This is a genomic window from Nonomuraea angiospora, from assembly GCF_014873145.1.
In the GTDB taxonomy this organism is placed as follows: domain Bacteria; phylum Actinomycetota; class Actinomycetes; order Streptosporangiales; family Streptosporangiaceae; genus Nonomuraea; species Nonomuraea angiospora.
In genome coordinates this window covers 5,053,551-5,077,500 of the sequence record NZ_JADBEK010000001.1, presented here as the reverse complement: position 1 = coordinate 5,077,500, position 23,950 = coordinate 5,053,551, and the positions used below count along the sequence as shown (strand labels likewise).

Below are 23,950 nucleotides of genomic sequence, written 5' to 3'. Positions count from 1 at the left end.
CGTTCACCACCTCCGCTTCTCCACGCCGAGCCCGAGCGCCTTGGCCACGTCGGCCACGTTCCGGTACTGGCGGTCCGGGAGGGATCGCACCATGTCCACCACCGCGTCCGGCGCACCCGCGCTGTCGGCGTGCCGCACCAGATCTTCGTGACCGGCGGGCCAATGCGCGTCGCTCAACCATTTCGCGAGGTCGCTGCGGATGTCGGCGCCCCGCTGCGTGATGCCGGACGGGGTTCCGGGCTCGTGTCCCGGCGGGTACGGCTTCGCCGGCTCCTCGCCGGCCGCCGGCATGGCCTCGGGCTCCTTCCACTCCTCGGCGTGGGTCGATCCGCCGCCGCGAACCATGCCCTCCGTCTCGTGCTTCTGCTCGTCGTCCAGCCGCGGACCGTGCTTGTCGCTCCCACGTTGCTCCATAGTCACCTCACTCCTCTCAATTGCGCCCCTACCCCCGCTTTCGTGGGCAAACATCGCGAGTGTGTACCCTGCCGACGTGTTCGACGCTGATGTGAGCATCGCCACGGAACGGCTGACACTGCGGCCGTTCAGCCTCAAGGACTCCGCCAGGATCCGCTCCATCGTGCGGTCCGGCGTCCGGTTCCTCCCGCCCGGCGCCCCCGAGAAGACCTCCGGCATCCCCCGGTGGCTGTCGATCGGGGTCCACGAGCTGCGCCGCTCGGGGCAGGGCCTGCATCTGGCCATGGCCGACGCCGAGGGCGTCATCGTGGGCGCGATCAGCCTGTTCAAGACCTCGTGGACCGCGGGGACGACCGAGGTCGGGTACGGCGTCCACCCCCTCTACCGGGGCCGCGGCTTCGCCACCGAGGCCGTGCGCGGGCTGGTGAACTGGGCGTTCGAGACCGTCGGGCTGCGCCGGGTCGACCTGACCGCCAAGCTGGACAACCTCGCCTCGCTCCGCGTGGCGCTGAAAGCCGGCTTCACCTGGGAGGGTCTGCTGCGCGACGCCGTGCTGGACGAGGAGGGGCCGCACGACCTGGTCATCTTCGGCCTGCTGGCCTACGACCGCCGCCGGCAGCCCGACGCCCTGCCCAGGACGGAGCTGCGTACCCAGCGACTGCTGCTGCGGCAACCGTCCGCCGAGGACGCGCCCGACCTGGTCGCCACCGTCGCCGACCCGGTCACCCAGGCCATGACGGGCTATCCGCGCGACTACTCGCAGGAGCACGCGCGGGCGTCCGTCGGCACGGCCGAACGCATCCGGATGAGGGGCGCGGGCATCACCTGGACGGTCGTGGAGCGGGACACCGGGCGGTTCGCCGTGAACGTGGACCTGAGGGACGTCGACTGGGCCCACAGGTCGGCCGAGATCGGCTACATGACCGCGCCGTGGGCCCGCGGCAACGGGTACGCGGGCGAGGCCGTGGTGGCGATCGCGCGCTGGCTGTTCGAGCGGCAGGGCTTCAGAAGGCTGCAGCTGCGCGCCCTCGCGACGAACACGGCCTCCCAGCGGGTGGCGGAGAAGGCCGGCTTCGTCCGCGAGGGCGTCGCCAGGTCCTCGCTGGGCGGCCAGGACGTGATCGTCTACAGCCTCATCCCGTCCGACCTGGCCTGAGGGCACACCGGACTGACCTTCGTACCCTTTGTGAAACCCGATCGCAGCCGTCACCCTTGAGGTGAGGACGGTGAGGCGTGATGATCACGGTGGTCGGGTGGGACGGGCACGAGTTCTCGGCCAGGGCGGTGGACAAGCTCCGCGAGGCGGCGCTCGTCGTGGGCCCCGACGCCGTGCTCGGGCAGCTCAGGCTCTCCGCGCCGACCGCGGCCGACGACGCGCTGCTCGAAGTTCTGGACGATCACCTCGAACACGGAGAAGGTCCCGCGGTCGTGGTCGCCGAGGGCGATCCCGGCTTCTTCGGTGTCGTCCGCACGTTGCGGGCCCATGGCCTCAAACCGGAGGTGGTGCCGGCGATCTCGCTGATCACCCGCGCCTTCGCGCGTGCCGGACTCAACTGGGAGGACGCGCTGGTCGTGGCCCCGTCCGGCCCGGGCCAGATCGACCGGGTCGTGAACGCCTGCCGGGCCCATCCCAAGGTGGCGCTGCTGGTCGCGCCCGGCGTCGGCCCCGGCGAGATCGCCAGGGAGCTGGCGCCGACCACGCCCCGCGCGCTGATCGTCTGCGAGGACCTCGGCGGTCCGGACGAGCGGGTCACGCACAGCCGGATGGGCGAGGCCACCACCAGGCCGTGGAAGGACCCCGACGTGGTCCTCGTCCTCGACCCGCTGCACCAGCCCAAGGAGCCGGGCTGGCTGGCGGGCGCGCAGCCCGGCCCGGCCGAGTGGGCGCTGCCGTTCGAGGGGGCGCTGCCGCCGGAGGTGCGGGCGTTCATCCTGGCCAAGCTGGGTCCGCGGCTCGGCGACCTGGTCTGGGACGTGGGCGCGGGCGAGGGCGAGATCGCCGTCGAGTGCGGGCGGATGGGCGCCGCCGTCGTCGCCGTGGAGCGCTCGGAGGAGGCCTGCGCCCGGCTGCGCGCCAACGTGCTCAGGCACGGCGTCAAAGTGGCTCTGACCAGGGGCCAGGCGCCGCCGGCGCTGGAGCCGCTGCCCGACCCCGACGCCGTCTACGTGGGCGGCGGCGGCCCCGACGTCGTGGTGGCCTGCGCCGCCCGCGGCCCGCGGGCGCTGGTGTGCTCGCTCAGGAAGGTCGAGCAGGTCACCGCCGTCCTCGAACGGCTGCGCGAGCACGGCTACCGCGGCGAGGGCACCCAGATCCTGGCCTCTAGACTGACGCTCGACCCCGACGGCTCACACCGTCTGACCGCCTCCGACCCCGTGTTCGTCGTGCATGCGACCCCCGCGCACACAGCGTGACCTGTTCCCTACCGGGGCGCATCGGTTATCCTCGCCTGTCTTTGTCTAACGCACCGGAGATTCCCTCACAATGAAGCCGCCGCTCCTGCTGATCGGGCAGGGCTCACAGGATGACGCCTACGCCGCGGAGTTCGGCAGGTTCGTACACCGGCTGCGTTGCCGGCTGGACCAGACGGGCGCCGACGTGTCCGGCGGCTATCTGGAACGTGCCTCTCCGCGGCTGAGCGACTCCGTCGCCTCCCTCGTCGCCAGGGGCCACCACCGGCTCGTGGCGCTGCCGATGAGCCTCAGCAGGATGAGCGAGGAGTTCCCGGCCGCGATGGAGCTGGAGCAGAAGCGGCATCCGACGCTCATGTACGACTACGGCCGCCCCCTCGGCCCCGACCCGCGCGTGCTGGGGCTGCTGGCCGAGCGGCTGAACGAGGCCGCCACCGAGATCTCCAAGCCGCGCGCCCTGGAGCTCGTCGGCGCCAGGCCCCGGCTCCGCGCGGTCGACTCCCTGCCCGTCGAGGAGCACCTCGTCCACATCGAGCCGGGCGAGACGGCGGTCGTGCTGGTCGGCGAGGGCTCGACGGACGCCACCGCCAACGCCGAGATCCACCGGGTCTCCCGGCTGTTCTGGGAGACGCACGCCTACGACTTCATGACCGTCGAGACCGCGTTCGTGTCAGTCACCCCGCCCGGGGTGCCCGGCGGGCTCGAGCGCTGCCGCCGTCTCGGGGCCAAGCGCGTGATCGTGGTGCCGTACCTGCTGTTCGCGGGCGGCCTGCTGGAGCGCGTGTGGGCCCAGGCGCTGGCGTACGGCGCGGGACACCCCGACCTCGACATCCGGTGCGCCGAGGTGATCGGCGACTGTGAGACCCTGGCCGACGTCGTGATCGACCGATATGAGGAAGCGCTCCAACTCGTCCCGTAAGTGGAGGTTTGCCGTGCTTGCTGAGACGCTCGCCGCGATCCGTCCCGCGGATCCTCGAGCCATCGCCGAGGCCCGCGCGTACCAGGACCGCCTCACCAAACCCCGCGGCTCGCTGGGCGCGCTCGAGGAGATCGCGGTACGCCTCGCGGGAGCCGCGGGCGCCACTCCGCCGCCCATGCCGGAGCCCGCGGCGCTGGCCATCTTCGCCGCCGACCACGGCGTGCACGCGCGTGGCGTCACCCCGTGGCCGCAGGAGGTCACGGTGCAGATGGTGGCCAACTTCCTGTCCGGCGGCGCGGTCGCCAACGCCTTCGCCGCCCAGGCCGGAGTGTCCGTGACGGTCGTGGACGTGGGCGTCGCCGCCGACCTGCCCGACGCGCCCAACCTGGTCAACCGCAAGATCGCGTACGGCACCGCCGACCTGTCCGAGGGCCCCGCGATGAGCGTCGACCAGGCGGTCAGGGCGCTGGAGGCCGGGATCGGCGTTGCCCGCGACCTGGTGGCGTCAGGGGCCAGGTGCCTGGTCACCGGCGACATGGGCATCGCGAACACCACTGCCTCCGCCGCCCTGATCGCCGTCTTCGCCGGCCATGACCCGGCCGAGGTGACCGGCAGGGGCACCGGGATCGACGACGAGACGTTCGGCCGCAAGGTGGACATCGTCCGCGAGGCCCTGCGCACCAACGGCCTGTCCGGGGCCCTGACCGCGCCCAGCGACGCGCTGCGCGTCCTGGCCGCGGTCGGCGGGTTCGAACACGCGGCCATCGCGGGCTTCATCCTGGGCGGCGCCGCCGCCCGCGTGCCGGTGATCCTCGACGGCGTGATCGCCGGGGCCGCCGCCCTCGTGGCCGCCGCGCTGGACCCGGCCGCGATCGACCACTGCGTGGCCGGCCACCGCTCGGCCGAGCCCGGCCACACCGCCGCGCTCGCCCACCTCGGGCTGCGCCCGCTGGTGGACCTGGAGCTGCGGCTGGGGGAGGGCACGGGCGGCCTGCTGGCGTATCCGGTGGTCTGCGCGGCCGTACGGGTGATGCACGACGTCGCGACGTTCGATTCGGCGGGAGTGAGCGAAAAGACCGTGTGATAGAGGTAAGCAGTGCCCCGTTACGGCCCCATGTACGGTCCCGACATCACGTTCCTGGGCGTGGACCGTTGCGACCTCGACGATCCGGCCTCCTACGAAGGTGCCGACGTGGTGATCGTCGGTGCCCCCTTCGACGGGGGCACCAGCAACCGCCCCGGCGCCAGGTTCGGCCCGATGGCGCTGCGCCAGGCCTGCTACCTGCCGCACGACGGCTCCAGGCCCAGCCTGGCGCTGCGCGTGGACGCCCTGCGCGACCTGCGGGTGCTGGACGCCGGTGACGTCGAGTGCTACTCGGGCGACGTCGAGGGCTCGCTGGCCGCGATCGAGGAGGCGGTGCACCGCGTGGCCGCCTCCGGGGCGATCCCGCTGGTGCTCGGGGGCGACCACACGGTGGCGCTGCCCGACGCCCGCGGCACCGCGCGGGCGTACGCGCCGGGCCGTACCTCGATGATCCACTTCGACGCGCACGCCGACACCGGGAACATCGCGTTCGGCCACCTCTACGGGCACGGCCAGCCGATGCGGCGGCTCATCGAGTCGGGGGCCATCCGGGGCGACAGGTTCCTGCAGATCGGGCTGCGCGGCTACTGGCCCGAGCCGGAGACGCTGAGCTGGATGGCCGCCCAGAACATGCGTTCGTACGAAATGACGGAGATCGTGGCCCGTGGGCTGGAAGAGTGCCTGACGGAGTCGTTCGCGATCGCGCTCGACGAGTGCGACCAGATCTTCCTGTCCGTCGACATCGACGTCTGCGACCCCGGCCACGCTCCCGGCACCGGCACGCCCGAGCCGGGGGGACTGACCGCCCGGCAGTTGCTCGATGCCGTTCGCCGCATCTGTTACGAACTGCCCGTGGCCGGAATGGAGGTGGTCGAGGTGGCGCCGCCCTACGACCACGCGGACATCACCGCCTACCTGGGAAACCGGGTTATCCTTGAAGCGCTTTCAGGGATGGCCAGACGCCGGAAGGATGCTCAGGGCGGGCCTCGCTGGGACCCGCGGCAGCCCCTTCTCGATGGCCGTTGACCCGTGCGCAGCAAATGACGCTTCCGGAGCCGGTAGGTTTACGTCCTAACACAGAACCTTCGCGAACGGGAGATTCCCCCCATGGGCCCCTACCTCCTCGGCCTGCGGCTTTCCGGCCGCCGGGTCCTCGTCGTGGGCGGCGGTCGCGTCGCTCAGCGGCGGGTTCCCGCGCTGCTAGAGGCCGGTGCGGAGGTCACGGTCGTGTCGCCGAGCGTGACGCCGGCGCTCGACGACCTGATCGCCGCCGGCAGGGTCACCTGGCACGCCCGGCCCTACGAGGTCGGCGACTGTGACGGCGCCTGGCTCGTACAGGCCTGCACCGACGACAGGTCCGCCAACACGGCGATCGCCGCCGAGGCGGAGGCCAAACGCGTGTGGTGCGTGCGGGCCGACGACAAGGAGGCCTCGGCCGCCTGGACGCCCGCCACCGGGCGCGTCGACGAGATCAACGTGGCCGTCACCGCGGGCGGTGACCCGCGCAGGGCCGCCGGCATCAGAGACGCGGTCGTGGAAGCTCTGCGCGACGGCACGGTCGACGCCCGGCGCAACCGCACCAAACCGGTCGGCGTGGCGCTCGTCGGCGGTGGCCCAGGCGATCCCGGCCTCATCACCGTGCGTGGGCGCCAGCTCCTCGCGCAGGCCGACGTGGTGGTCGCCGACCGGCTCGCGCCCCGGGCCCTGCTCGACGAACTGGCCCCCGACGTCGAGCTGATCGACGCCGCCAAGGTCCCCTACGGCCGCTCGCTCTCCCAGGAGACCATCAACGAGCTGCTCGTGGATCGAGCCAGACAGGGCAAGTTCGTGGTCCGGCTCAAGGGCGGAGACCCGTTCGTGTTCGGGCGCGGCGGCGAGGAGCTGATCGCCTGCGCCCGCTCCGGCATTCCCGTGCTGGTGGTCCCCGGCATCACGAGCGCTGTGGCGGTGCCCGGCGCGGCCGGGGTGCCGGTGACGCATCGGGGCGTCAGCCAGGAGTTCCACGTGATCTCCGTGCACGTCGCGCCCGACGACCCCAAGTCCACCGTCGACTGGCCCGCCCTGGCCCGTTCCCAGGGCACGCTGGTGCTGATGATGGCCGTCGAGCGGCTCGCGAAGGTGGCAGAAGCGCTCATCCGAGACGGACGTCCCCCGGAGACTCCCGCAATGGTGGTACAGGACGGTACCCTTCCGACCCAGCGGGCGGTCACCGCTTCGCTTTCCACCGTGGCCGACCGCGTGTCCGCGGCTGGGATCCGGCCGCCGGCAATCGTCATCGTCGGCGACGTCGTGAGGGTCGGCCAGGAGGTCGAGATGGTTCGAGCGGAGCGCTTGCCGTGAACACGGCCATGGATGACGGGCGGCAGGAGTCACCGGGAGAGCAGACGTTGAGCTTTCGCCCGGTGGGTGACGAGGACCTGGCAGAGGTCCAGGGCGACGACGGCTTCGATGCCTTCGGCACGAAGAAGTCGCGGAAGAAGCCTCCCGCTCCCCCTCCGGGGGAGCGGGAGGCCGCCGCGGCTTCAACGGGGCCACCGGTGCCGGAGGAGGCCGACGAGGCCGCGGCTCCGGCCGCCGCCGAGGCGGTCACGGCCGATGACGACGTGCCTGAGGAGGCCGGCGATCCCGTGGACGAGGGCGAGCGGCCTTCCCTCTTCGTGAAGCCCGCGGCGCTCGGCGGTCCACGGCCTCGCCCCGTACACCTCGGTGGTGGGGAGGGGGCGCGCGGCGAGCAGCCGTCCTTCGCGACGGAGGACTCGTCCGACGAGGAGCCCGAGCCTGCGCCTGAGGTGCGCGCCGAGGAGCCGCCGTCACTCGACGAGCTGACCGAGGACGGCGTGGCGAGGGAGGACGACGAGCCTCAGGACGCCGAGCCGCCCCAGGACGCTGAGCCGTCCGATGGGCAGCCGCAGGACGCCGAGCCGGCCGAGGAGCAGCGCAAGGACGCGGAGCCGGCCGAGGAGCGACCTCAGGGCTCCGAGCGGCCTCAGGACGCGGAGCCGGGCGACGCGCAGTCTCAAGCCGCGCAGCCGGCCGACGCTGACGAGGACTCGCAGGCCGAGGCGACGCTCGACGAGCCTTTTCCGGCCGATGGGGCGGATGACGACGAGCGACCGGCGCCCGAGCCGGCGGATGGCGACGAACCGGAGGCCGAGCGGCGGCCCCGCGACGGCGATGAGCCCCTTGACGGCGCGAAGCCGCAGGAGGGGCAGGCACCGCTGGGAAGCCAGGAGCCGCAGGCGAGGGACGAGAAGTCCGGAGGCGGCGCGGCGACCGGGGAGAAGCCGGGCCGGGTGGAGGAGCTGCCCGCCGAGGCCGCCGAGGCGCTCATGGCGGCGCTCGGCACGCTCCGGGAGAGCGTCGCGGACCTGCGCTTCGGTCTCGACCTGCCCGGCGCGGAGGAGGCCAGGCAGGCCCAGGGCGAGCTGCTGGCCCAGCTGGAGGGCTACGTGCTCCCCCGGGTCAGGACCAGCGCGGCCCCGGCCCTGATCGTGGTCGCGGGCTCCACCGGGGCCGGCAAGTCCACCCTGGTCAACACGCTGGCCGAGAAGACCGTCTCGCGCACCGGCGTCCGCCGCCCGACCACCGGCACCCCCGTGCTGGTCTGCCACCCGGACGACCGGAAGTGGTTCGCCGAGGGAGAGCTGCTCGGCGGTCTCCAGCGGCTCGACAAGCCCGCCCCTGAGGCCGGGGTGCGCAGCATGGTCGTGGTCGCGACGGAGAAGCTCCCGCAGGGCGTCGCGCTGCTCGACACCCCCGACATCGACTCGGTCGTCGAGGAGCACCACGAGGTCGCCCACCGCATGCTCGACGCCGCCGACCTGTGGATCTTCGTGACCACGGCGGCCCGCTACGCCGACGCCCCCGCCTGGAACCTGCTGAAGCTGGCCAAGGAGCGCGGCGCCCGGCTCGCGATCGTGCTGTCGCGGGTGCAGCCCAGGTCCGCTGAGGTGGTTCTGAAGCACTTCGTACGGATGCTCACCGAATACGGCCTGGGCGAGATCGACAGGTTCGTCATCAACGAGGCGAAGGTCACCGACGGCAGGCTGCCCGACGCGGAGGTCACCGACCTGCGGCTCTGGCTGGCCGAGCTGTCGGTCGACGAGGAGCGCAGGGCCCAGGCCGTGCGCGAGACGCTCAACGGCGTGCTCAACAGCTTCCGCACCCGCGTACCCGCGCTGGCCAGGCATCTGGAGGGGCAGGTCGCGTTCAGGACGGAGCTGCGCAGCGACGTGGAGGCGGCCTTCCGGGGCGCGCTCGGCGAGATCGACAAGGCGTCGAAGAACGGCTCGCTGCTGCACGGCGAGGTGCTGGCCCGCTGGCAGGACTTCGCCGGCTCCGGCGACCTCATGCGCTCGCTCCAGGTGCGCAAACGCGGCCGGTCGGCCAAGCACGCGCCGGAGCGGGTGCTGGCGTTCAAGGCGGCGATCCGGGCGGGGCTCGAGGCGGTGATCGTCGCCGCCGCCAACCGCGCCACCGAGGAGGTGGTCCAGCGCTGGCGGCACCGTTCCGAGCTGGGCGCCAAGCTCGGTGAGGGCCTCGACAGGCCCTCCGACAATCTCGTACGTCACGCCGGTCGCGCCATCGCGTCGTGGCAGGAGCACCTGAGCGAGCTCGTACGCACCGACGGCGTGGCCAAGCGGTCGGTGTCGAAGCTGGTGTCGTTCGATCCCGACGCGCTCTCGCTGATCTTCACGGTCGCGATGTTCAGCGGGACCAACGGCGAAGGGGTGCCGCACCGGCTGGTCAACGCCCTGCTCGGCGCGGAGTCGCTGCGCGGCATCGGGGCCAAGGCGCTCAGCGATTTGCGGGCCAGGATCGGCATGTTGTTCGACGAGGAATCGATGCGTTACGTGCAAGCCCTCGACACCGCGGGCATTCCGGACGAGTCCGTGGCGACCCGCCTCTACCAGGCGACGTACAACCTCGAGGTCGCCCGATGACCACCATGGCGACCAGGCCCGGGCTGGCTCCGCGGTTGTCCGCGCTCACCAAGGTGGTGGAGCACGGCCCGGGACGGCTGGACAAGAAGCTGCTCACCGAGGCCAACACGCTGCTGACGCAGGCCGGAGACAGGCTCAAGCTGTCCTCCGAGCACACCGTCGTGGCCCTGGCCGGCGGCACGGGCAGCGGCAAGTCGTCGCTGTTCAACGCCATCTCGGGGTTGGAACTGTCGCCCACCGGCGTGCGCCGGCCGACCACTGCCCGTACGCACGCCTGCGTGTGGGGGCTGGAGGGCGCCGGCCCGCTGCTCGACTGGCTGCAGATCCAGTGGCGGCACCGCTTCTCCCGCGCCAGCGCGCTCGACAAGGGCGACAGCCAGCTCCACGGGCTGATCCTGCTCGACCTGCCCGACCACGACTCCATCAGGGCCCTCACCGACACCGAGGCCGACCGGCTCATCGGCCTGGCCGACCTGGTGGTGTGGGTGCTCGACCCGCAGAAGTACGCCGACGCGTCCACGCACCGCCGCTACGTGACGGAGCTGGCGGGGCATGACGCGGTGACCGTGTTCGCGCTCAACCAGGCCGACAGGCTCACCAAGGAAGAGCTGGCCGAGCTGGTCATCGACCTCAACGACCTGCTGCGCCGCGAGGGCGTCGAGCATCCCAGCGTCGTACCCACCTCCGCGGTCACGGGCCGCGGCATCGAGAGCCTCAGGAGCGTCATCGCGACCGCGGTGGCCCGCCGGCGCGCCGCCATCCAGAAGCTGGAGGCCGACCTGCACCGGCTGGAGCAGCGCCTCAGCAAGGCCATGCCGCTGGGCGAGGCCCTGTCGGCGCCGTCCTCGGTCGACGAGGCCCGCCGGATGGGGCTCACGGACGCGCTGTGCGACGCGGTGGGCGTACCGGCCGTGGGCGAGGCCATGGAGAACGTCTACGCCGAGCGGTCGAGCCACTGGGTGGGCTGGCCGTACCCGCGGTGGTTCTCGAAGTTCCGCTCGGACCCGCTCAAGAGCCTGCGCCTGCAGGACCTGGGGGAGGAGATCCGCGGCATCACGACCGGCTCGGTGAGCGCCCAGTCGGCCGAGGTCGCCAACGCCGTACAGGCGCTCGCCGACGGCCTGTCGGTGGGGATGCACCCGGTGTGGCGCACCGCGGTCCACCAGGCGGCCCGCTCCCGCTCCAGCCAGCTCCCGCAGGCCCTCACCGAGGACCTCACGGAGATCGCGCCGCAGCTCGACCGCGTACCCGGGTGGTGGCGCGCGCTCAAGGTGTGGCAGTACGTCCTGGTGGTCGCTTTCGTCGCCGGCCTGGCCTGGCTGGCCGCGGGCCTGCTGATGCCGGGACAGCTTCCTCCGGCCCTGGAACTGCTGAGCGACAGCGCCACGCTGCCGTGGGTGGGGCTGATGATGGCGTCGGTGCTGGGCTTGGGAGCGCTGTCAGGCATCGCCTCCCGCAACTTCGTGGAACTGGGGGCTTCGCGCGAACGGGAGCGCCTGGAGCGCGAAATGCGCCGCCGCGTGGCCGCCGTGTCGACCACGATGGTCGTGGAGCCGGTCGAACGCGAGCTGACCCGCCACCACGCCTTCTACACAGCCCTACGCGACCTCTCCCCCTGACCCTCCACCGCCCACCCGGGCCGGCCCCCGGCCCCGACTCCTACACCTCCACCAGCCAGAGCCCGCCCGCTCCCGCCGCGTGATCATCCGGCCCCACGTCCCATGGCCGTCCGGTCGCGCTCCGAGGCTGTTCGGATCTGGGTCCCACGGCCATCCGGACGCGCTTTACGGGCGTTCCGGGCCGAGTGTTACGACGTTTGGGGCCGCATCCCACGGCGTTCGAGCTTGCGTCACTCTGCCGTTCAGGCACCGCGTGCCACGGCCGCTCGGGCCCGCGCTACGCCCGTTCAGGAGGGCGTTGCGGTCGTTCGGGCTTGCGTGCTGCGGCCAGATGTGCGCGCAAGCCACGGCTCTCGACGCTTGCACACTGCGGCCGGATGCGCTCGCCAGCCACAGCCCTGATCCTTTGACACTCGCGCTCTGCGGCTGGCCGTGCCTGCGTCCGTTCTACGGCCCTTTGCGCTCGCTCGCTGTGGCCAGATGCGGTCGCGAGCACGGCCACGGCATTTCTGAGCTTCGGCCAGATGGCCCGCGTCCTACGGTCATTTGTGCCCCGCATGCAACGGCTCGATGCGCAGAAGCCTCACCGCCCACAGCCTCTCATCCACAGCCCCACCCACACAGCCCCGCCCGTCCACAGAACCCCGTTCCAGAGCTCGTGACCAAGCCCTTCCCCGGCACCCTGATCCCAGATCGCGGGCAGCCGGCCCGCCGCATGGGAGGCACGGGATGAACGACATTTACATCACGCTCACCGGCAACGTCGCAGCAGAGCCGAGGCAGTACAGCTTCGATGACGGCAGCAGGGTCACCTCGCTGAAGGTGTTCTCCTCACACCGCTACTTCGACAAGAAGGCGGGGCAATGGATGGACGGCGACAGGGTGTGTTTCACGGTCCGCTGCTGGCGTACCTTGGGCGACAACGTCGCCTCCTCCGTCCGGGCAGGACACCCTGTGGTGGTCTCCGGCAAGCTGCGCATCCGCGAGTTCGGCCCGGAAGGTGATCGCCGCTTCGTGCCCGAGATAGAGGCGAACGCGGTCGGGCACGACCTGCGCTGGGGCACCGGCGTCTTCGCCAAGCCGGAGCGTTCCGGAATCACCTCGATGAGCAAGGAGATGCGCGACCGCCTGGACGAGGAGACCCGCGACTGGGCCATGGGCACCCGCAGCTTCCGCAACCTCCCCCGCTCCGGCCCCGCCCCCGAAGCCAATCCCTTCCACACCCTGAGCGCCGACCGCGACTTCTCCAGCATCTCGGGGCCGGACGACGCGGCACATCCCCAGGCATCCGAGGCCGCCACCTTGCGCTCAGAAGAAGCCATCAGCACTGCCGACTCCTCAGAAGGTGAGGACGACATCATGCACTCCGCAGGGGAGGCGAGTAGCACGAGGCGCACCCCGAGCGCGGGAGACCACACGGTCCGCTTCCTGGGCCCCGAGGCGGACGAGACAACGAGCAAGGCGGGCACCGACGAGGAAGACGGCGACGTCGAAGAGTCCTTGCTGCAGGAACGAGCAGCCGCGTAGGAGCAGGCAAAGGGGCACCGCTCACCCAACCGGTGCCCCTCACGCCCAAGACCGGGCGCCGACCGCCCAACGATGCTGCTCAATAAACCTGCGGATGCCGGCGCCGCCGCATCAAACGCATGCATGGAAAGGAGAAGACCGTCGAACGAAAGGCATCAAGACAGCCGGCCCTCGAAAGACGGCGGCGGAAGGGGAGGACTTCTCGAAGGGATGGCGCGACCGGAGAAACCCAAAACGAGCGACTCCCGGAGAACGAAGCAACGAAGCCACGAAGGGCGCTGGAGAGGCAGGCGAGCGAAGAGGGGAGCTGACGAAGGCTGAGGTAGAGGAAGGGAAAGAAGAGGAGGGGGGCACCGGCCGTGGCCCGTTGACTGGGACCCCCGAGGGCGGCCGATGGTGTGTTGTCCGCGGCAGATGGCTAGAGCCTCTGTCAGGTCCAGGTCACGCCCCGCACCATGGCTGCTCCTTTCCGGCACGGCGGTCCAACACGACCCACTCACGGCATGAGCAGGTGTGTGTAGTCATTGCCAACGTATCCGTTCCCATCGCACATCGCACACTCCGCAATTATTGTGTTACACATCGTTAGTCAGGGAGGAGACGAGATGGCGGCGACCAGTCACGCCTCGATCGGGTCTCGCGACGGTGTGTCAACATTGGCCGGCCGCTGGCCGTTGCTTGGGCAACGTCGCCCGCTCGTGATCTATTTGTGTGCGATCGTCGCCCTCGACCTTGCCGCGATCATGGTGTTCGCGGTGACCACCGTCTTCCAATGGTGGGACCTGGTCACGTTCGGTGCTCTCATGGCCTGCGGCGCGGTCTGCATCGAGGCCAGCCGGCGGCTGGGCATGCCCGCCGGCGTCTCGCGAGACCTGCTGTCGGCCTGGTGGCTGCCGGTTGCGCTGCTCCTGCCGCCGCTTTACGCCATCTTCGCGCCGATCGTCCTGCAGATTCTGCTCCAGGTACGCGTGCGTGCGACCGTCCTCTACCGCCGGGTGTTCAGCGCGGCCGCCATCGGTCTGGCCGGATGTGCGGCGTCCGTCACGTTCCACTGGATGATCGAGGACCCATGGGTGCTGTCGCTCGGGAGCGGACCGCCGATCCTTTGCGCGGTCGGGGCGGCTGTGCTGTTCTCCCTGCTCAACATCGCTCTCATCGCCATCGCCGCCCACACCGCAGACCCCGACATGCCGTGGCGGGAGGTCCTGTGGGACAGGGAGAGCGTGCTGCTGGACATCGTCGAGCTCTGCCTGGGCGTGACGGTGTCCATCTGCTGCGGACTCAACCTGGCCCTGCTGATCCTGACGCTGCCGCCGGTGGTGCTGCTGCAGCGCAGCCTCCTCCACGCCCAGCTCCAGGCCGCAGCCCGCACAGACGCGAAGACCGGCCTGCTGAACGCCGCCGCCTGGCAGCGCGAGGCCGACACCGAAATCGTCCGGGCCCGCCGGACGGGTGAAACGCTGGCGCTCCTGATCATCGACATCGATCACTTCAAACGGGTCAACGACGCCTACGGACATCTGGTCGGCGATCAGGTGCTGGTGGGGGTGGCGTCCACGTTGCGCAGCCAGCTGCGGGACTACGACGTTGTGGGGCGGTTCGGGGGTGAGGAGTTCGTCGTCCTCCTGCCTGGCGCCGACATTCACGAGGCCCGCCAGGTGGCCGAACGCCTCCGCACCCGCATCGGCCGCATGGCCATCCCCGTCGACGATGCCCTCGTCAGGGTGACCATTTCGACGGGGGTCGCGTTGATGAGCGTGCACGGAGACGACCTGATCGACCTGCTGGCAGCCGCTGACCTGGCGCTTTACCGGGCGAAGGAGCTGGGGCGGGACCGTGTCTGCATTCCCGTCGTCCAATCACCCCCTCCGCCACGCTCCCTCCCCAGCGACGATCACAACTCCTGACCCCCTGACCCCCTGAGCCCCTGAGCCCCTGAGCCCCTGAGCCCCTGAGCCCCTGAGCCCGTGAGCCCGTGAGCCCGTGAGCCCGTGAGCCCGTGAGCCCGTGAGCCCGTGAGCCCGTGAGCCCCTGAGCCCCACCGAGTTGGCCGCTGGCTCTGGCTTGGGACACTGGCTCTGGTTGGGGGCGCCGGTTCTGGCTTGGGACGCTGGCTCTGCGCACGCCAATGCCCAGAGCTTGAAGAGGCGTAGTCGTCACCGATGGCCGTGTCCGGCGAACGTGCTGCTGCACATGAACGTGTGGCGCACGGCCGCTCTCGGCCTGTCAGGGTGTGGTACTCGCGGAGGTCTCTCACCTTCCACGCGGCCTTGCGCGTACGTCAGAGCGTGGGGCCCCGCGGTGGACGGGCGGACGCTGCCTGGTCTTTCGGGTCTTACCGGGAGGAGCGGCGGAAGCCTGGGTGGAGAGCCCCTAAGCTAGAGGGCATGCCGGAGTACATCTATACGCTGCAGCGCGTGCGCAAGGCGCACGGCGACAAGGTTGTCCTTGACGACGTCACGCTGTCGTTCCTGCCCGGAGCCAAGATCGGCGTTCTCGGCCCGAACGGCACCGGAAAGTCGACGCTGCTCCGGATGATGGCCGGCCTGGAGCAGCCGTCCAATGGTGAGGCCAGGCTGATGCCGGGCTTCACGGTGGGCATGCTCCAGCAGGAGCCGCCGCTCAACGAGGAGAAGACCGTCCTCGGCAATGTGCAGGAGGGCGTCGCCGAGACGATGGCGATGCTCCAGCGCTACAACGAGATCGCCGAGCAGATGGCCACCGACTACAGCGACGAGCTGCTGGAGGAGATGGGCAAGCTCCAGGACCAGCTCGAGCACCGCAACGCGTGGGACCTCGACAGTCAGCTCGAGCAGGCCATGGACGCGCTGCGCTGCCCGCCGCCCGACGCCGAGGTGACGAAGCTGTCCGGTGGTGAGCGTCGCCGGGTCGCGCTGTGCAAGCTGCTCCTCGAGGCCCCCGACCTGCTGCTGCTCGACGAGCCCACCAACCACCTCGACGCCGAGAGCGTGCAGTGGCTGGAGCAGCACCTGGAGAAGTACGCCGGCACCGTGCTGGCCGTCACCCACGACCGCTACTTCCTCGACAACGTCGCGGGCTGGATCCTGGAGCTCGACCGCGGCCGCGCGTACGCGTACGAGGGCAACTACTCCACCTACCTGGAGGCCAAGGCGCAGCGCCTCAAGGTCGAGGGGCAGAAGGACGTCAAGCGGAAGAAGCGCCTGGAGGACGAGCTCGAGTGGGTCCGGTCCAACCCGAAGGCCCGCCAGACCAAGAGCAAGGCCCGACTCCAGCGGTACGAGGAGATGGCGGCTGAGGCGGACAAGTTCCGCAAGCTGGACTTCGACGAGATCCAGATCCCGCCGGGCCCGCGCCTGGGCACCACGGTGATCAAGTCCGAGGAGCTGACGAAGGGCTTCGGCGACCGGCTGCTGATGGAGGGGCTGACGTTCGACCTGCCGCGTAACGGCATCGTCGGCATCATCGGCCCCAACGGCGTCGGCAAGACCACGCTGTTCCGCATGATCACCGGTAGCGAGACGCCCGACACCGGCTCCATCACCGTCGGTGAGACGGTCAAGATCTCGTACGCGGACCAGAGCCGCGGCGGCATCGACCCGAACAAGAACGTCTGGGAGGTCGTCTCCGACGGGCTCGACCACATCAAGGTCGGCAACGTGGAGATGCCGTCCAGGGCGTACATCGCGGCGTTCGGGTTCAAGGGGCCCGACCAGCAGAAGAAGGCGGGGGTGCTGTCGGGCGGCGAGCGCAACCGGCTCAACCTCGCGCTCACCCTCAAGCAGGGCGGCAACGTCCTGCTGCTCGACGAGCCCACCAACGACCTCGACACGGAGACGCTGTCGTCGCTGGAGAACGCGCTGCTCGACTTCCCGGGCTGCGCGGTGATCACCTCGCACGACCGGTGGTTCCTCGACCGCATCGCCACCCACATCCTGGCGTGGGAGGAAGGCTCGAACTGGTTCTGGTTCGAGGGCAACTTCGCCGACTACGAGAAGAACAAGATCGAGCGGCTGGGCGCCGACGCCGCCCGCCCGCACCGCGTCACGTACCGGAAGCTCCACCGAGACTGAGCTGATCCGCCCGCGCTCCGCCGTTCCGGAGGGAACCTCCGTCGTGTACGGCGGGGCGCGGGTGACGTCGCCTGACGCACCCGGCCGGTCGCTGGGACCGCCGACCGGCCCCGGGTGGCGGACGAATGCCAGGATCGCCGGGTCGTGTACGGGTGCCGGGACCGGCGGCCGGCCTGGTGGCGGACAGGTGCCCGGCGACGTGATGGACGGACGCGCCGGGCAGGCGGCGCCGATCGGCCGCGGCGTTCGTTCAGGGCTCGACGGGTACGTGGGACAGGGCGGCGAGAGATTCCACGAAGAAGTAGATGACCCGGAAGAACGCCAGCGCATCCCCGCGTTCCAGGCGTAACCCCCGATACATCACCACCCGTCCGGGATCGGCTCCTTCCCGCAGCTCCCGCCACGTCGATTCCCCGGCCGCCAGCACATAGTCGGCGGCTGCGGGGTCGGAGGTGATCGCCGCCTCCGCGCACTTGCCGTCCTTCCAGGTCAGAACCAGGTAGGCCCCCGCCTCGCGTACGCCCAGCGCCCAGGTGGCGGTGTAGCCGGCTCGGGCGCGGTCGATCCAGCTCCAGTACGACGGCAGCTTGCCCTCCTGCGGAGGCCCCGTGTCCACGGCGGCGCGGACGGCTTCGGCCCATTCCGGGGTGAAGAAGCGCATACGTCAGCCTCCGGCGAGCTCTGGTTGGATGCGGGCGATCATGTCCTGGATGTCCGGAGGGAGTGCGATGCCCACGTCCACCAGCTTCATGTGGAGTTGGCGGATCATGAGGCGCCTGACCTCCTCCGGCGACCAGCCCAGGGACTCGAGGGCGAGCCTGCGGCTGGTGGCGGCGTTGATGGCGAGGATCGTACGGAGCGTCTCGTGGATCTGGAGCAGCAGCCGCGGATCCTCCTGCACCGAGTCGCGCAGGAACCGCATCCCGAACTGCACGTGCCTGGCCTCGTCCCGGCACGTGGCCGTGAAGCCGGTGTAGTAGCCGGGCAGGAACCCCCGCTCCCGGCAGTACGTGAGCGTGATCTTCATGACGGAAAGAGCGAGCACGCCCTCGATCCACAGGAAGTACGTCGTGCCGTAGCGCACCCGGGCGGCGGGGTCTTCGGGGTCCTTCCGCAGTTCGTCGGCCTGGTAGGCGAGCAGCCCGAACGGCCCCACGAACGTCTCCGACACGTGTTCGAACGACGCGTCCAGCACATCCTGGACCGAGTCGCCCGGCATGCCGACCACTTCGCGGTAGAAACGGTCGAAGAACACCGTGTGCCGGGCCTCGTCCTCGATCTGGCTGGACATGTAGATCTTGGACTCCTCGGAGCCGCCCAGCATGAACACCGGCAGCTCCACCTCCACCTGCCGCTCCCCATGGTGGAACCCGGCGGAGATGCCGACGAACGCGTCGCGTTCCTCCTGTGACATGCGCTCGCGCCAGTCGACGATGTCCTGCGAGAAGTCCAGCTCGTAGACGTCCCACCGTTGGCGCAGGTAGCGCTTGTACAGCTCGGTGTAGTCGGGCAGCCGCTTGAGGTCGCGGTGCACGTACGCGAGCACGTCGTCGATGTCGAGGTGACGGATCCCGCGCAGGTCGGAAGCGGCGACGTCGGACAGTTCGGTCATCCTTCGGCCTCCCCGAGGGCGACTGTGACAGGCGTGCGGGCGGGGCGGCGCCACGGCCCGTTGAACATGAGGATCGCAGGGATGAACAGAACAAGACACCCCAGCGCCACGAACAGCCACGTCTGCCAGCCCGTCGCCGCGACGACTCGCGGGATGACCAGCAGCCCGACCACCGCGATAGCCTTGGTCAGGAACCCGAACAGCCCCCAAGCCGTGCCCTGCAGCCGCGGGTCGGCGTCCTCGGCGTCCTCCGAGTAGTTGGCCATCCAGGGCGCGTACGCCACTCCGAGCGAGCCGCCGAGCAGCGCGCCGACCACCATGAGCGTGCCGGTCGAGACGTCTTCCTGGCCCAGGGAGGCGGCGAGGTAGGCGGTGACGAGGACGGCCGCGATGGTTCCGCCCAGGGAGAACGGCTTGCGCAGCTGGGTCCGGTCGGACAGGCGGCCTGTTACGATCAGCGTGAGCAGATTGAGACTCCAGAACGCCGCCATGATCGTCGAAGCCTGAGCACTGCTGATACCGAGCGCATCGACCAGCATCGTCTGCCCGAAGAGCGACAGCGTGATGTAGAGCACCAGCCACAGCGAGATGCCGATGACGTGCGCCCAGATGTTCCGCCTGACGAAGAGCGAGCGCACGCGCGCCGGCCGTCCGAGATCCACCACCTGAGCCGCCGCCCGCTCGGTGTGCTGGATCCGGGCCCGCAGCTCGGGAGACAGGTCCGCGATGTTGAGTGCGATGACCGCCGAAATGACGAGCGAGAAGCACCCCATGATGACGAACTGCGAGCGCCACGAATCGTTGAAGATCGGCAGTGTCCAGCCGGCGATGGCCGCGGCCAGGAAGTTCGCGCCGACGGGTCCCCACGTCCAGAAGCCGAACGCCTGAGCCCGCCCCAGGCGCGGTGAGAAGTCCCTGATCAGCGGCGCGGTGCTGGCCATGGCCACGCCGTCCACGAATGCCAGCACGATCCGGGCGATCAGCAGGTCGCGCGGGCTGTGCACGAGTGTCATGGCGAAACAGCACACGGCCGTCAGGCCCATGAGCGGGATGAGCAGCCGCACCCGGCCGAGCCGGTCGGTGAGTCTGCCGCCCAGGATGGAGGCGATCGCCCCGGCCACTGCCGCGGCGCCCGACACGGCGCCGTACGTGGCCAGCGACATGTCCAGATCTTTGAGGAGGAGAGGTACGACGGGTGCGATCTGCCCTTCGTAGGAGCCGATGAGGATGGCCAGCACGGCCATCGTGAGGATCTTCATGCGGCGGGCGCCGGTCGGGTACTCGTCGAGCTCGCGGACGTAGGACAGCCTCATGGCTTGCCTTTCTGTGGGCTGGACCCCCGTCAAGCGTTCTAGAAGCTTGCTCTAGAATTCGTTTCTGTGATGTTGCTCCTCAGTGTTCCCGTCGTCAAGGGTGAGATGCTCATCCCTGGCTAGAATCCAATTCTAGGATTGCTTGGACTAAGGAGTCGTGCGTTGGATCTCGAACTCGACGGCCTCGAAGTCTCCTTCGACCACACGGCCGTGGCCGCTCCCCGGATCAGGGACCTGTTGCCGATCTACGGCGACCTGCTCGGCGGCCGGCACCTGGGCGGCGGTGGCGACAACCGGCTCGTTGGTTTCCGCACGTTACAGCTCACTTATGCGAACGGCAGCAAGGTCGAGCTCATGGAGCCCCTGGCCGGATCGACGTTCTTCGACAGCTTCTTCGAGCTCACGAGGGGTCGGGGCGGCGTCCACCACCTGAACTTCCACGTCGACGACCTGACGGCCGCGGTGGCCCTGCTGACCGCCCGCGGCTACCGCCTGCACGGCCTCAACCAGGCGGACCCCCGCTGGCGCGAGGTCTTCCTGCACCCCAAGGAAGCCCACGGCGTCCTGATCCAACTGGCCCAGCCGGGCCCGCGCGAGCCGGGCGACGTCCGGCCGACCTTGGAGGAGGTGCTGGCCGGCCGCGGACACAACGGCAATGGCATACCCAGCCCTTGACGCCTTGGGGTCCGGGGCGAGGGAGGAAAACCAGTGGGGCTGCGTAGGCGGCAGGAGCGCTTCCCCGCTTCGGCGCGATCGGGCGATGTACGGCGCTGAATCTCCTCAGTGCCCCCGAAGATGCCCGCAGCCGCAACTCCGGGTGCCACCGCCTACTCCGAGATCGTCTGCCTCATGGACTTGCAGATCTTCGGGCGAGCGAGAAGTCCGTCAGCCGCCTTCTCCGACCATCGCTGTAGTGAGGTGTAAAGAATCAAATTCTAGAATTCGCGGGGTTATACTCTGCTGCGTGGCGCGTAAGTCCTCGTGGGAGTGGAGTCGTACGGCTCAGACGCGTAAGACCATGCTGCAGGCGGCTCGCGAGGTCTTCGGCGAGCACGGCTTCGCCGAGGCCAGCGTCTCCGAGGTGGTCGCCCGTGCCGGCTCCAGCGTCGGCAGCCTCTACCACCACTTCGGGGGCAAGACCGAGCTGTTCCTGGCTCTGTACGAGGACCATCAGGCGGCGCATGAGGAGGCGTCGGCCGCCAGCGTGGCCAGGGCCAAGAAGGCGGGCGTGGATGATCCCGTCGAGCTGCTGATCGCCGGGGCTCGCGCGTACCTCGCCGGGGCGTGGGACCGGCGCGATCTGGTGCGGCTCTTCATCGACGGGGACGGGCCGCCGGGGTTCGAGCTGATCCGCCGTACGCGGGGGCGGGAGTGGGTACGCCAGAACGCCGTGCTGCTGGGGGCCGGGGGTGACCCGCTCGATCGGTTCACCGTGGCGGTGCTGACCAGCATCATCGGCGAGGCCGCCCGGGAGGTCGCCACCTCGGATACGGAGGAGGAGGCGCAGGAGGTCATCGAAGCGGCGATGACCCTGATCCGGCGCCTCGACCCCCTCAAGGTCCTCGGGTAGGCCGCTGCGTGCCTGGTGGGGTGTGGCGGGCAGCGGGAACAGACGGCCGGGCAACGGCGGCAGGGCGGGGGGACACCGGACGCTGAGAGGCCGGGCGCTGAGTGGATTCGGCGGCGAGCGGGGCGGTGATGGTTACGCTGGGTAATCAAAAGTTGTAGGGATGGGTGGTAGCCCATAGATCCCCGTCGCCCGGGACGTGGTTCGCATGTCCCCGGTGGAAGGCGGACTCGGGCGCGTGCCGGCGCCTGGTTCCCTTGCCTGGTCGGGCGCGTGCCGGCGCCTGGTTCCCTTGCTTGGTGGATTCGGGCGCGTGTCTGTGCCTGGTTCCCTGCTTTGCGGATTCGGGCGTATGTCGGTGTCTCATCCCCTTGCCTGGTGGGCTTGGGTGCGTGCCTGCAACTCGATCTCCCGCCCGCGCCCGGGACGGCCACTGCAGCCTTCGGCCTACCTGCTTCTGCGACACCCCCAACTACGACAAATAGACCTGGCGCAAGGACACCTGACCCGGGCGGGTACGGTGGCGGACGTGGTTGAACGCTCCCAAGCCCAGCGGCACGTATACCTCCGAACGGTGAGATTTGCCGACATCGACTCCCAGGATCACGTGAACAACGTGCGCTTCCTCGACTATCTCGAGGACGCCCGCTTCGGCATGTTCCACATCGATCCGTACAACGCGGGCGAGGAGCCGTTCAAAGGGCTGGTGGTGACCCGCCACGAGATCGACTACCGCCGCCCCCTCGGCTTCCGTGCCGAGCCGGTGCGGGTCGAGACGTGGGTGACCGAGATCAGGTCGGTGCGGTTCACGATTCAGTACGAGATCCGCGACGACACCGACGTGTACGTCACCGCCACCTCCGTCCTCGCGGCCTACGACGTCGAGCGGGCGGCACCGCGCAGGCTCACCGAGAGCGAACTGGCCTACCTCAAACGCTTCTCGTGAAGCGATGGTTGATGCTGGCGCTGGGCGTCAACGCGCACACCAGCGTCACCTTAGGACTGGGCGGCCTGCCCCTGATCCTGCCCGAAATACAGCGACATTTCGAAGTTTCGTTGCCGGTCGCGGGGATCATCGCGAACGCCCCGGCCATCGGCATCCTGTTCGCCCTGGTCGCCTGGGGCGCGCTGGCCGACCGGCACGGTGAACGGGTGGTCCTCGGCACCGGCGTGGGCCTGGCGGCGGTGCTGTTCGCCGCGGTCGCGTTCGTCGACCGGACCTGGGCGGTGATCGCGCTGCTGGCCCTGGCCGGTGCGGCGGGCTCGGCCGCGCTGGTCGGCGGCGGGCGGATCGTCCTGCGCTGGTTCGAGCCGCCCGAACGCGGCGTCGCGATGGGCGTGCGCCAGGTCTCCTTCACCCTCGGCATGGCCATCGGCGCCTTCGTCCTCCCGCCGGTGGCGCGGGCGTACGGCCTGCCCGGCGTGCTCGCCGTCTGCGCCACCGTCAGCCTGCTGGCCGCCGTGCTGGCCGCCCTCTTCCTGGCCGAACCGCCGCGCACGATCGCCGGGCCGGGCACCGCGCCGGCGGGCACGCCGTACCGGCAGCCCGCGCTGTGGCGGGTGCACGCGACCAGCGCCCTGCACGTGGTGCCCCAGATGGTGGTCAGCACGTACGGCGTGACCTGCCTGGTGCACGTGTACGGCTGGGACAGCGTGGCGGCCGGGCAGTTGTTCGGGGTGGCGGCGATCGGCGGGGCGGCGGTGCGCATCGCGGCCGGGCGCTGGTCCGACAGGACCGGCCTGCGCATGCGGCCCCTGCTGCTCATCACCCTCGCCACCATCGGCGTGCTGGTGCTGCTGGTCACCGGCACGCTCACCGGCGGCGCGTTAGGGCCCGCCATGCTCGCCCTGGCCGCGGTGATGACCGTGGCCGGCAACGGGCTCGCCTACCTCGCCGCCGGCGAACTGGCCGGGCCCGCCTGGGCCGGCAGGGTGCTGGCCACCCACAACACCATCCAGAACACCGTCTCCCTCGTCATCACGCCGCTGGCCGGCGTGCTGATCGAGCATGTCGGGTTCTGGGCGGGGTTCGCGGGGGGCCTGGCGTGCGCGCTGCTCTCGCTGCCCGTCATCCCCTTCCGCGGCGAGCGCTCGCGAAGGGTATGACTCGGCGCCGGAGCTACACCGCGGCGTCGGCGTTGGCGTCGGCGAGAGTTTGAGGAGGCGAGGCTATGGCTCGTTCCGGAGTCGCGCCGTTCCGGAGTCGCGCCGTTCCGGAGTCGCGCCGTTCCGGAGTCGCGCCGTTCCGGAGTCGCGCTGTGCCGTGCGGGAGTCGTGCCGTTCCGGAGTCGCGCCGTTCCGGAGTCGCGCCGTTCCGGAGTCGCGCCGTTCCGGAGTCGCGCCGTTCCGGAGTCGCGCCGTTCCGGAGTCGCGCTGTGCCGTGCGGGAGTCGTGCCGTTCCGGAGTCGCGCCGCGCCAGGACCACACCGCGGTGTCGGTGAGCGCTTGTGAAGGGTGCGGCTCGTGCCGGAGCTCCACCGCGGTGTCGGTG

General features: G+C 70.3%; 19 protein-coding genes. 15 read left to right on the top strand and 4 right to left on the bottom strand.

Features of this window, described 5'->3' with window-relative positions; genetic code table 11:
* Positions 1 to 3: 3 nt before the first annotated feature.
* Complete coding sequence (locus tag H4W80_RS22930) at positions 4 to 414, bottom strand: DUF2795 domain-containing protein (protein WP_192786974.1); 411 nt, start codon at positions 412 to 414, stop codon at positions 4 to 6.
* A gap of 76 nt (positions 415 to 490) precedes the next feature.
* Between H4W80_RS22930 and H4W80_RS22925 the strand changes: the two genes are divergently transcribed.
* The 11 genes from H4W80_RS22925 to ettA all read left to right on the top strand — a co-directional run bounded on the left by H4W80_RS22925 (position 491) and on the right by ettA (position 16,967).
* The gene (locus tag H4W80_RS22925; protein ID WP_192786973.1) at positions 491 to 1,570 is read left to right on the top strand and encodes a GNAT family N-acetyltransferase; all 1,080 of its coding nucleotides are present in this window, start codon (positions 491 to 493) and stop codon (positions 1,568 to 1,570) included.
* 80 nt (positions 1,571 to 1,650) lie between these two features.
* On the top strand, positions 1,651 to 2,826 hold the full coding sequence (gene cbiE, locus H4W80_RS22920; RefSeq protein ID WP_192786972.1) for a precorrin-6y C5,15-methyltransferase (decarboxylating) subunit CbiE: 1,176 nt from the start codon (positions 1,651 to 1,653) through the stop codon (positions 2,824 to 2,826).
* A 70-nt stretch (positions 2,827 to 2,896) separates the two neighbouring features.
* A complete protein-coding gene (locus H4W80_RS22915) occupies positions 2,897 to 3,742 on the top strand; it encodes a sirohydrochlorin chelatase (RefSeq protein WP_192786971.1) in 846 nt (281 codons plus the stop codon).
* Positions 3,714 to 4,826 carry a nicotinate-nucleotide--dimethylbenzimidazole phosphoribosyltransferase gene (cobT, locus tag H4W80_RS22910; protein WP_192786970.1) on the top strand — a complete coding sequence of 371 codons (1,113 nt, stop codon included), beginning with the start codon at positions 3,714 to 3,716 and terminating at the stop codon, positions 4,824 to 4,826. The genes H4W80_RS22915 and cobT overlap by 29 nt, the downstream gene beginning before the upstream one ends.
* Positions 4,827 to 4,838: 12 nt before the next feature.
* Positions 4,839 to 5,852, top strand: coding sequence for an agmatinase (gene speB / locus H4W80_RS22905; protein ID WP_192786969.1), 1,014 nt, complete (start codon positions 4,839 to 4,841; stop codon positions 5,850 to 5,852).
* 81 nt (positions 5,853 to 5,933) lie between these two features.
* Entirely contained in the window at positions 5,934 to 7,166 is a 1,233-nt protein-coding gene (gene cobA / locus H4W80_RS22900) for a uroporphyrinogen-III C-methyltransferase (protein WP_192786968.1), read from the top strand.
* Between the two features lie 62 nt (positions 7,167 to 7,228).
* Complete coding sequence (locus H4W80_RS60930) at positions 7,229 to 9,769, top strand: dynamin family protein (protein WP_318787009.1); 2,541 nt, start codon at positions 7,229 to 7,231, stop codon at positions 9,767 to 9,769.
* Positions 9,766 to 11,388: a YfjP family GTPase gene (locus tag H4W80_RS22890; RefSeq protein WP_192786967.1), complete on the top strand. Its 1,623-nt coding sequence runs from the start codon at positions 9,766 to 9,768 to the stop codon at positions 11,386 to 11,388. The genes H4W80_RS60930 and H4W80_RS22890 overlap by 4 nt, the downstream gene beginning before the upstream one ends.
* A gap of 729 nt (positions 11,389 to 12,117) precedes the next feature.
* Positions 12,118 to 12,915, top strand: coding sequence for a single-stranded DNA-binding protein (locus H4W80_RS22885; RefSeq protein WP_192786966.1), 798 nt, complete (start codon positions 12,118 to 12,120; stop codon positions 12,913 to 12,915).
* A 698-nt stretch (positions 12,916 to 13,613) separates the two neighbouring features.
* Positions 13,614 to 14,822 (top strand): GGDEF domain-containing protein, encoded by a 1,209-nt coding sequence (locus H4W80_RS22880; RefSeq protein WP_318787008.1) that lies wholly within the window; start codon positions 13,614 to 13,616, stop codon positions 14,820 to 14,822.
* A gap of 480 nt (positions 14,823 to 15,302) precedes the next feature.
* Positions 15,303 to 16,967, top strand: a complete 1,665-nt coding sequence (ettA, locus tag H4W80_RS22875) for an energy-dependent translational throttle protein EttA (protein WP_192786965.1) — start codon at positions 15,303 to 15,305, stop codon at positions 16,965 to 16,967.
* A gap of 250 nt (positions 16,968 to 17,217) precedes the next feature.
* Here the strand turns inward: ettA and H4W80_RS22870 are convergent, their stop codons facing one another.
* The 3 genes from H4W80_RS22870 to H4W80_RS22860 are packed head-to-tail and all read right to left on the bottom strand — an operon-like array spanning position 17,218 to position 19,892.
* Positions 17,218 to 17,628: a hypothetical protein gene (locus H4W80_RS22870; RefSeq protein ID WP_192786964.1), complete on the bottom strand. Its 411-nt coding sequence runs from the start codon at positions 17,626 to 17,628 to the stop codon at positions 17,218 to 17,220.
* A 3-nt stretch (positions 17,629 to 17,631) separates the two neighbouring features.
* Entirely contained in the window at positions 17,632 to 18,579 is a 948-nt protein-coding gene (locus H4W80_RS22865) for a ribonucleotide-diphosphate reductase subunit beta (RefSeq protein WP_192786963.1), read from the bottom strand.
* Positions 18,576 to 19,892, bottom strand: a complete 1,317-nt coding sequence (locus H4W80_RS22860; protein WP_192786962.1) for an MFS transporter — start codon at positions 19,890 to 19,892, stop codon at positions 18,576 to 18,578. Before H4W80_RS22860 ends, H4W80_RS22865 begins: the two co-directional genes overlap by 4 nt.
* Before the next feature lie 162 nt (positions 19,893 to 20,054).
* Here H4W80_RS22860 and H4W80_RS62810 point away from each other — a divergent pair, with 162 nt between their 5' ends.
* The 4 genes from H4W80_RS62810 to H4W80_RS22840 all read left to right on the top strand — a co-directional run bounded on the left by H4W80_RS62810 (position 20,055) and on the right by H4W80_RS22840 (position 23,565).
* Positions 20,055 to 20,567 (top strand): VOC family protein, encoded by a 513-nt coding sequence (locus H4W80_RS62810; protein ID WP_192786961.1) that lies wholly within the window; start codon positions 20,055 to 20,057, stop codon positions 20,565 to 20,567.
* 289 nt (positions 20,568 to 20,856) lie between these two features.
* Positions 20,857 to 21,462, top strand: a complete 606-nt coding sequence (locus tag H4W80_RS22850; protein ID WP_192786960.1) for a TetR/AcrR family transcriptional regulator — start codon at positions 20,857 to 20,859, stop codon at positions 21,460 to 21,462.
* A 571-nt stretch (positions 21,463 to 22,033) separates the two neighbouring features.
* Positions 22,034 to 22,405, top strand: coding sequence for an acyl-CoA thioesterase (locus tag H4W80_RS22845; RefSeq protein WP_337960002.1), 372 nt, complete (start codon positions 22,034 to 22,036; stop codon positions 22,403 to 22,405).
* Positions 22,402 to 23,565, top strand: coding sequence for an MFS transporter (locus H4W80_RS22840; protein WP_192786958.1), 1,164 nt, complete (start codon positions 22,402 to 22,404; stop codon positions 23,563 to 23,565). Before H4W80_RS22845 ends, H4W80_RS22840 begins: the two co-directional genes overlap by 4 nt.
* The last annotated feature ends 385 nt before the right edge of the window (positions 23,566 to 23,950 follow it).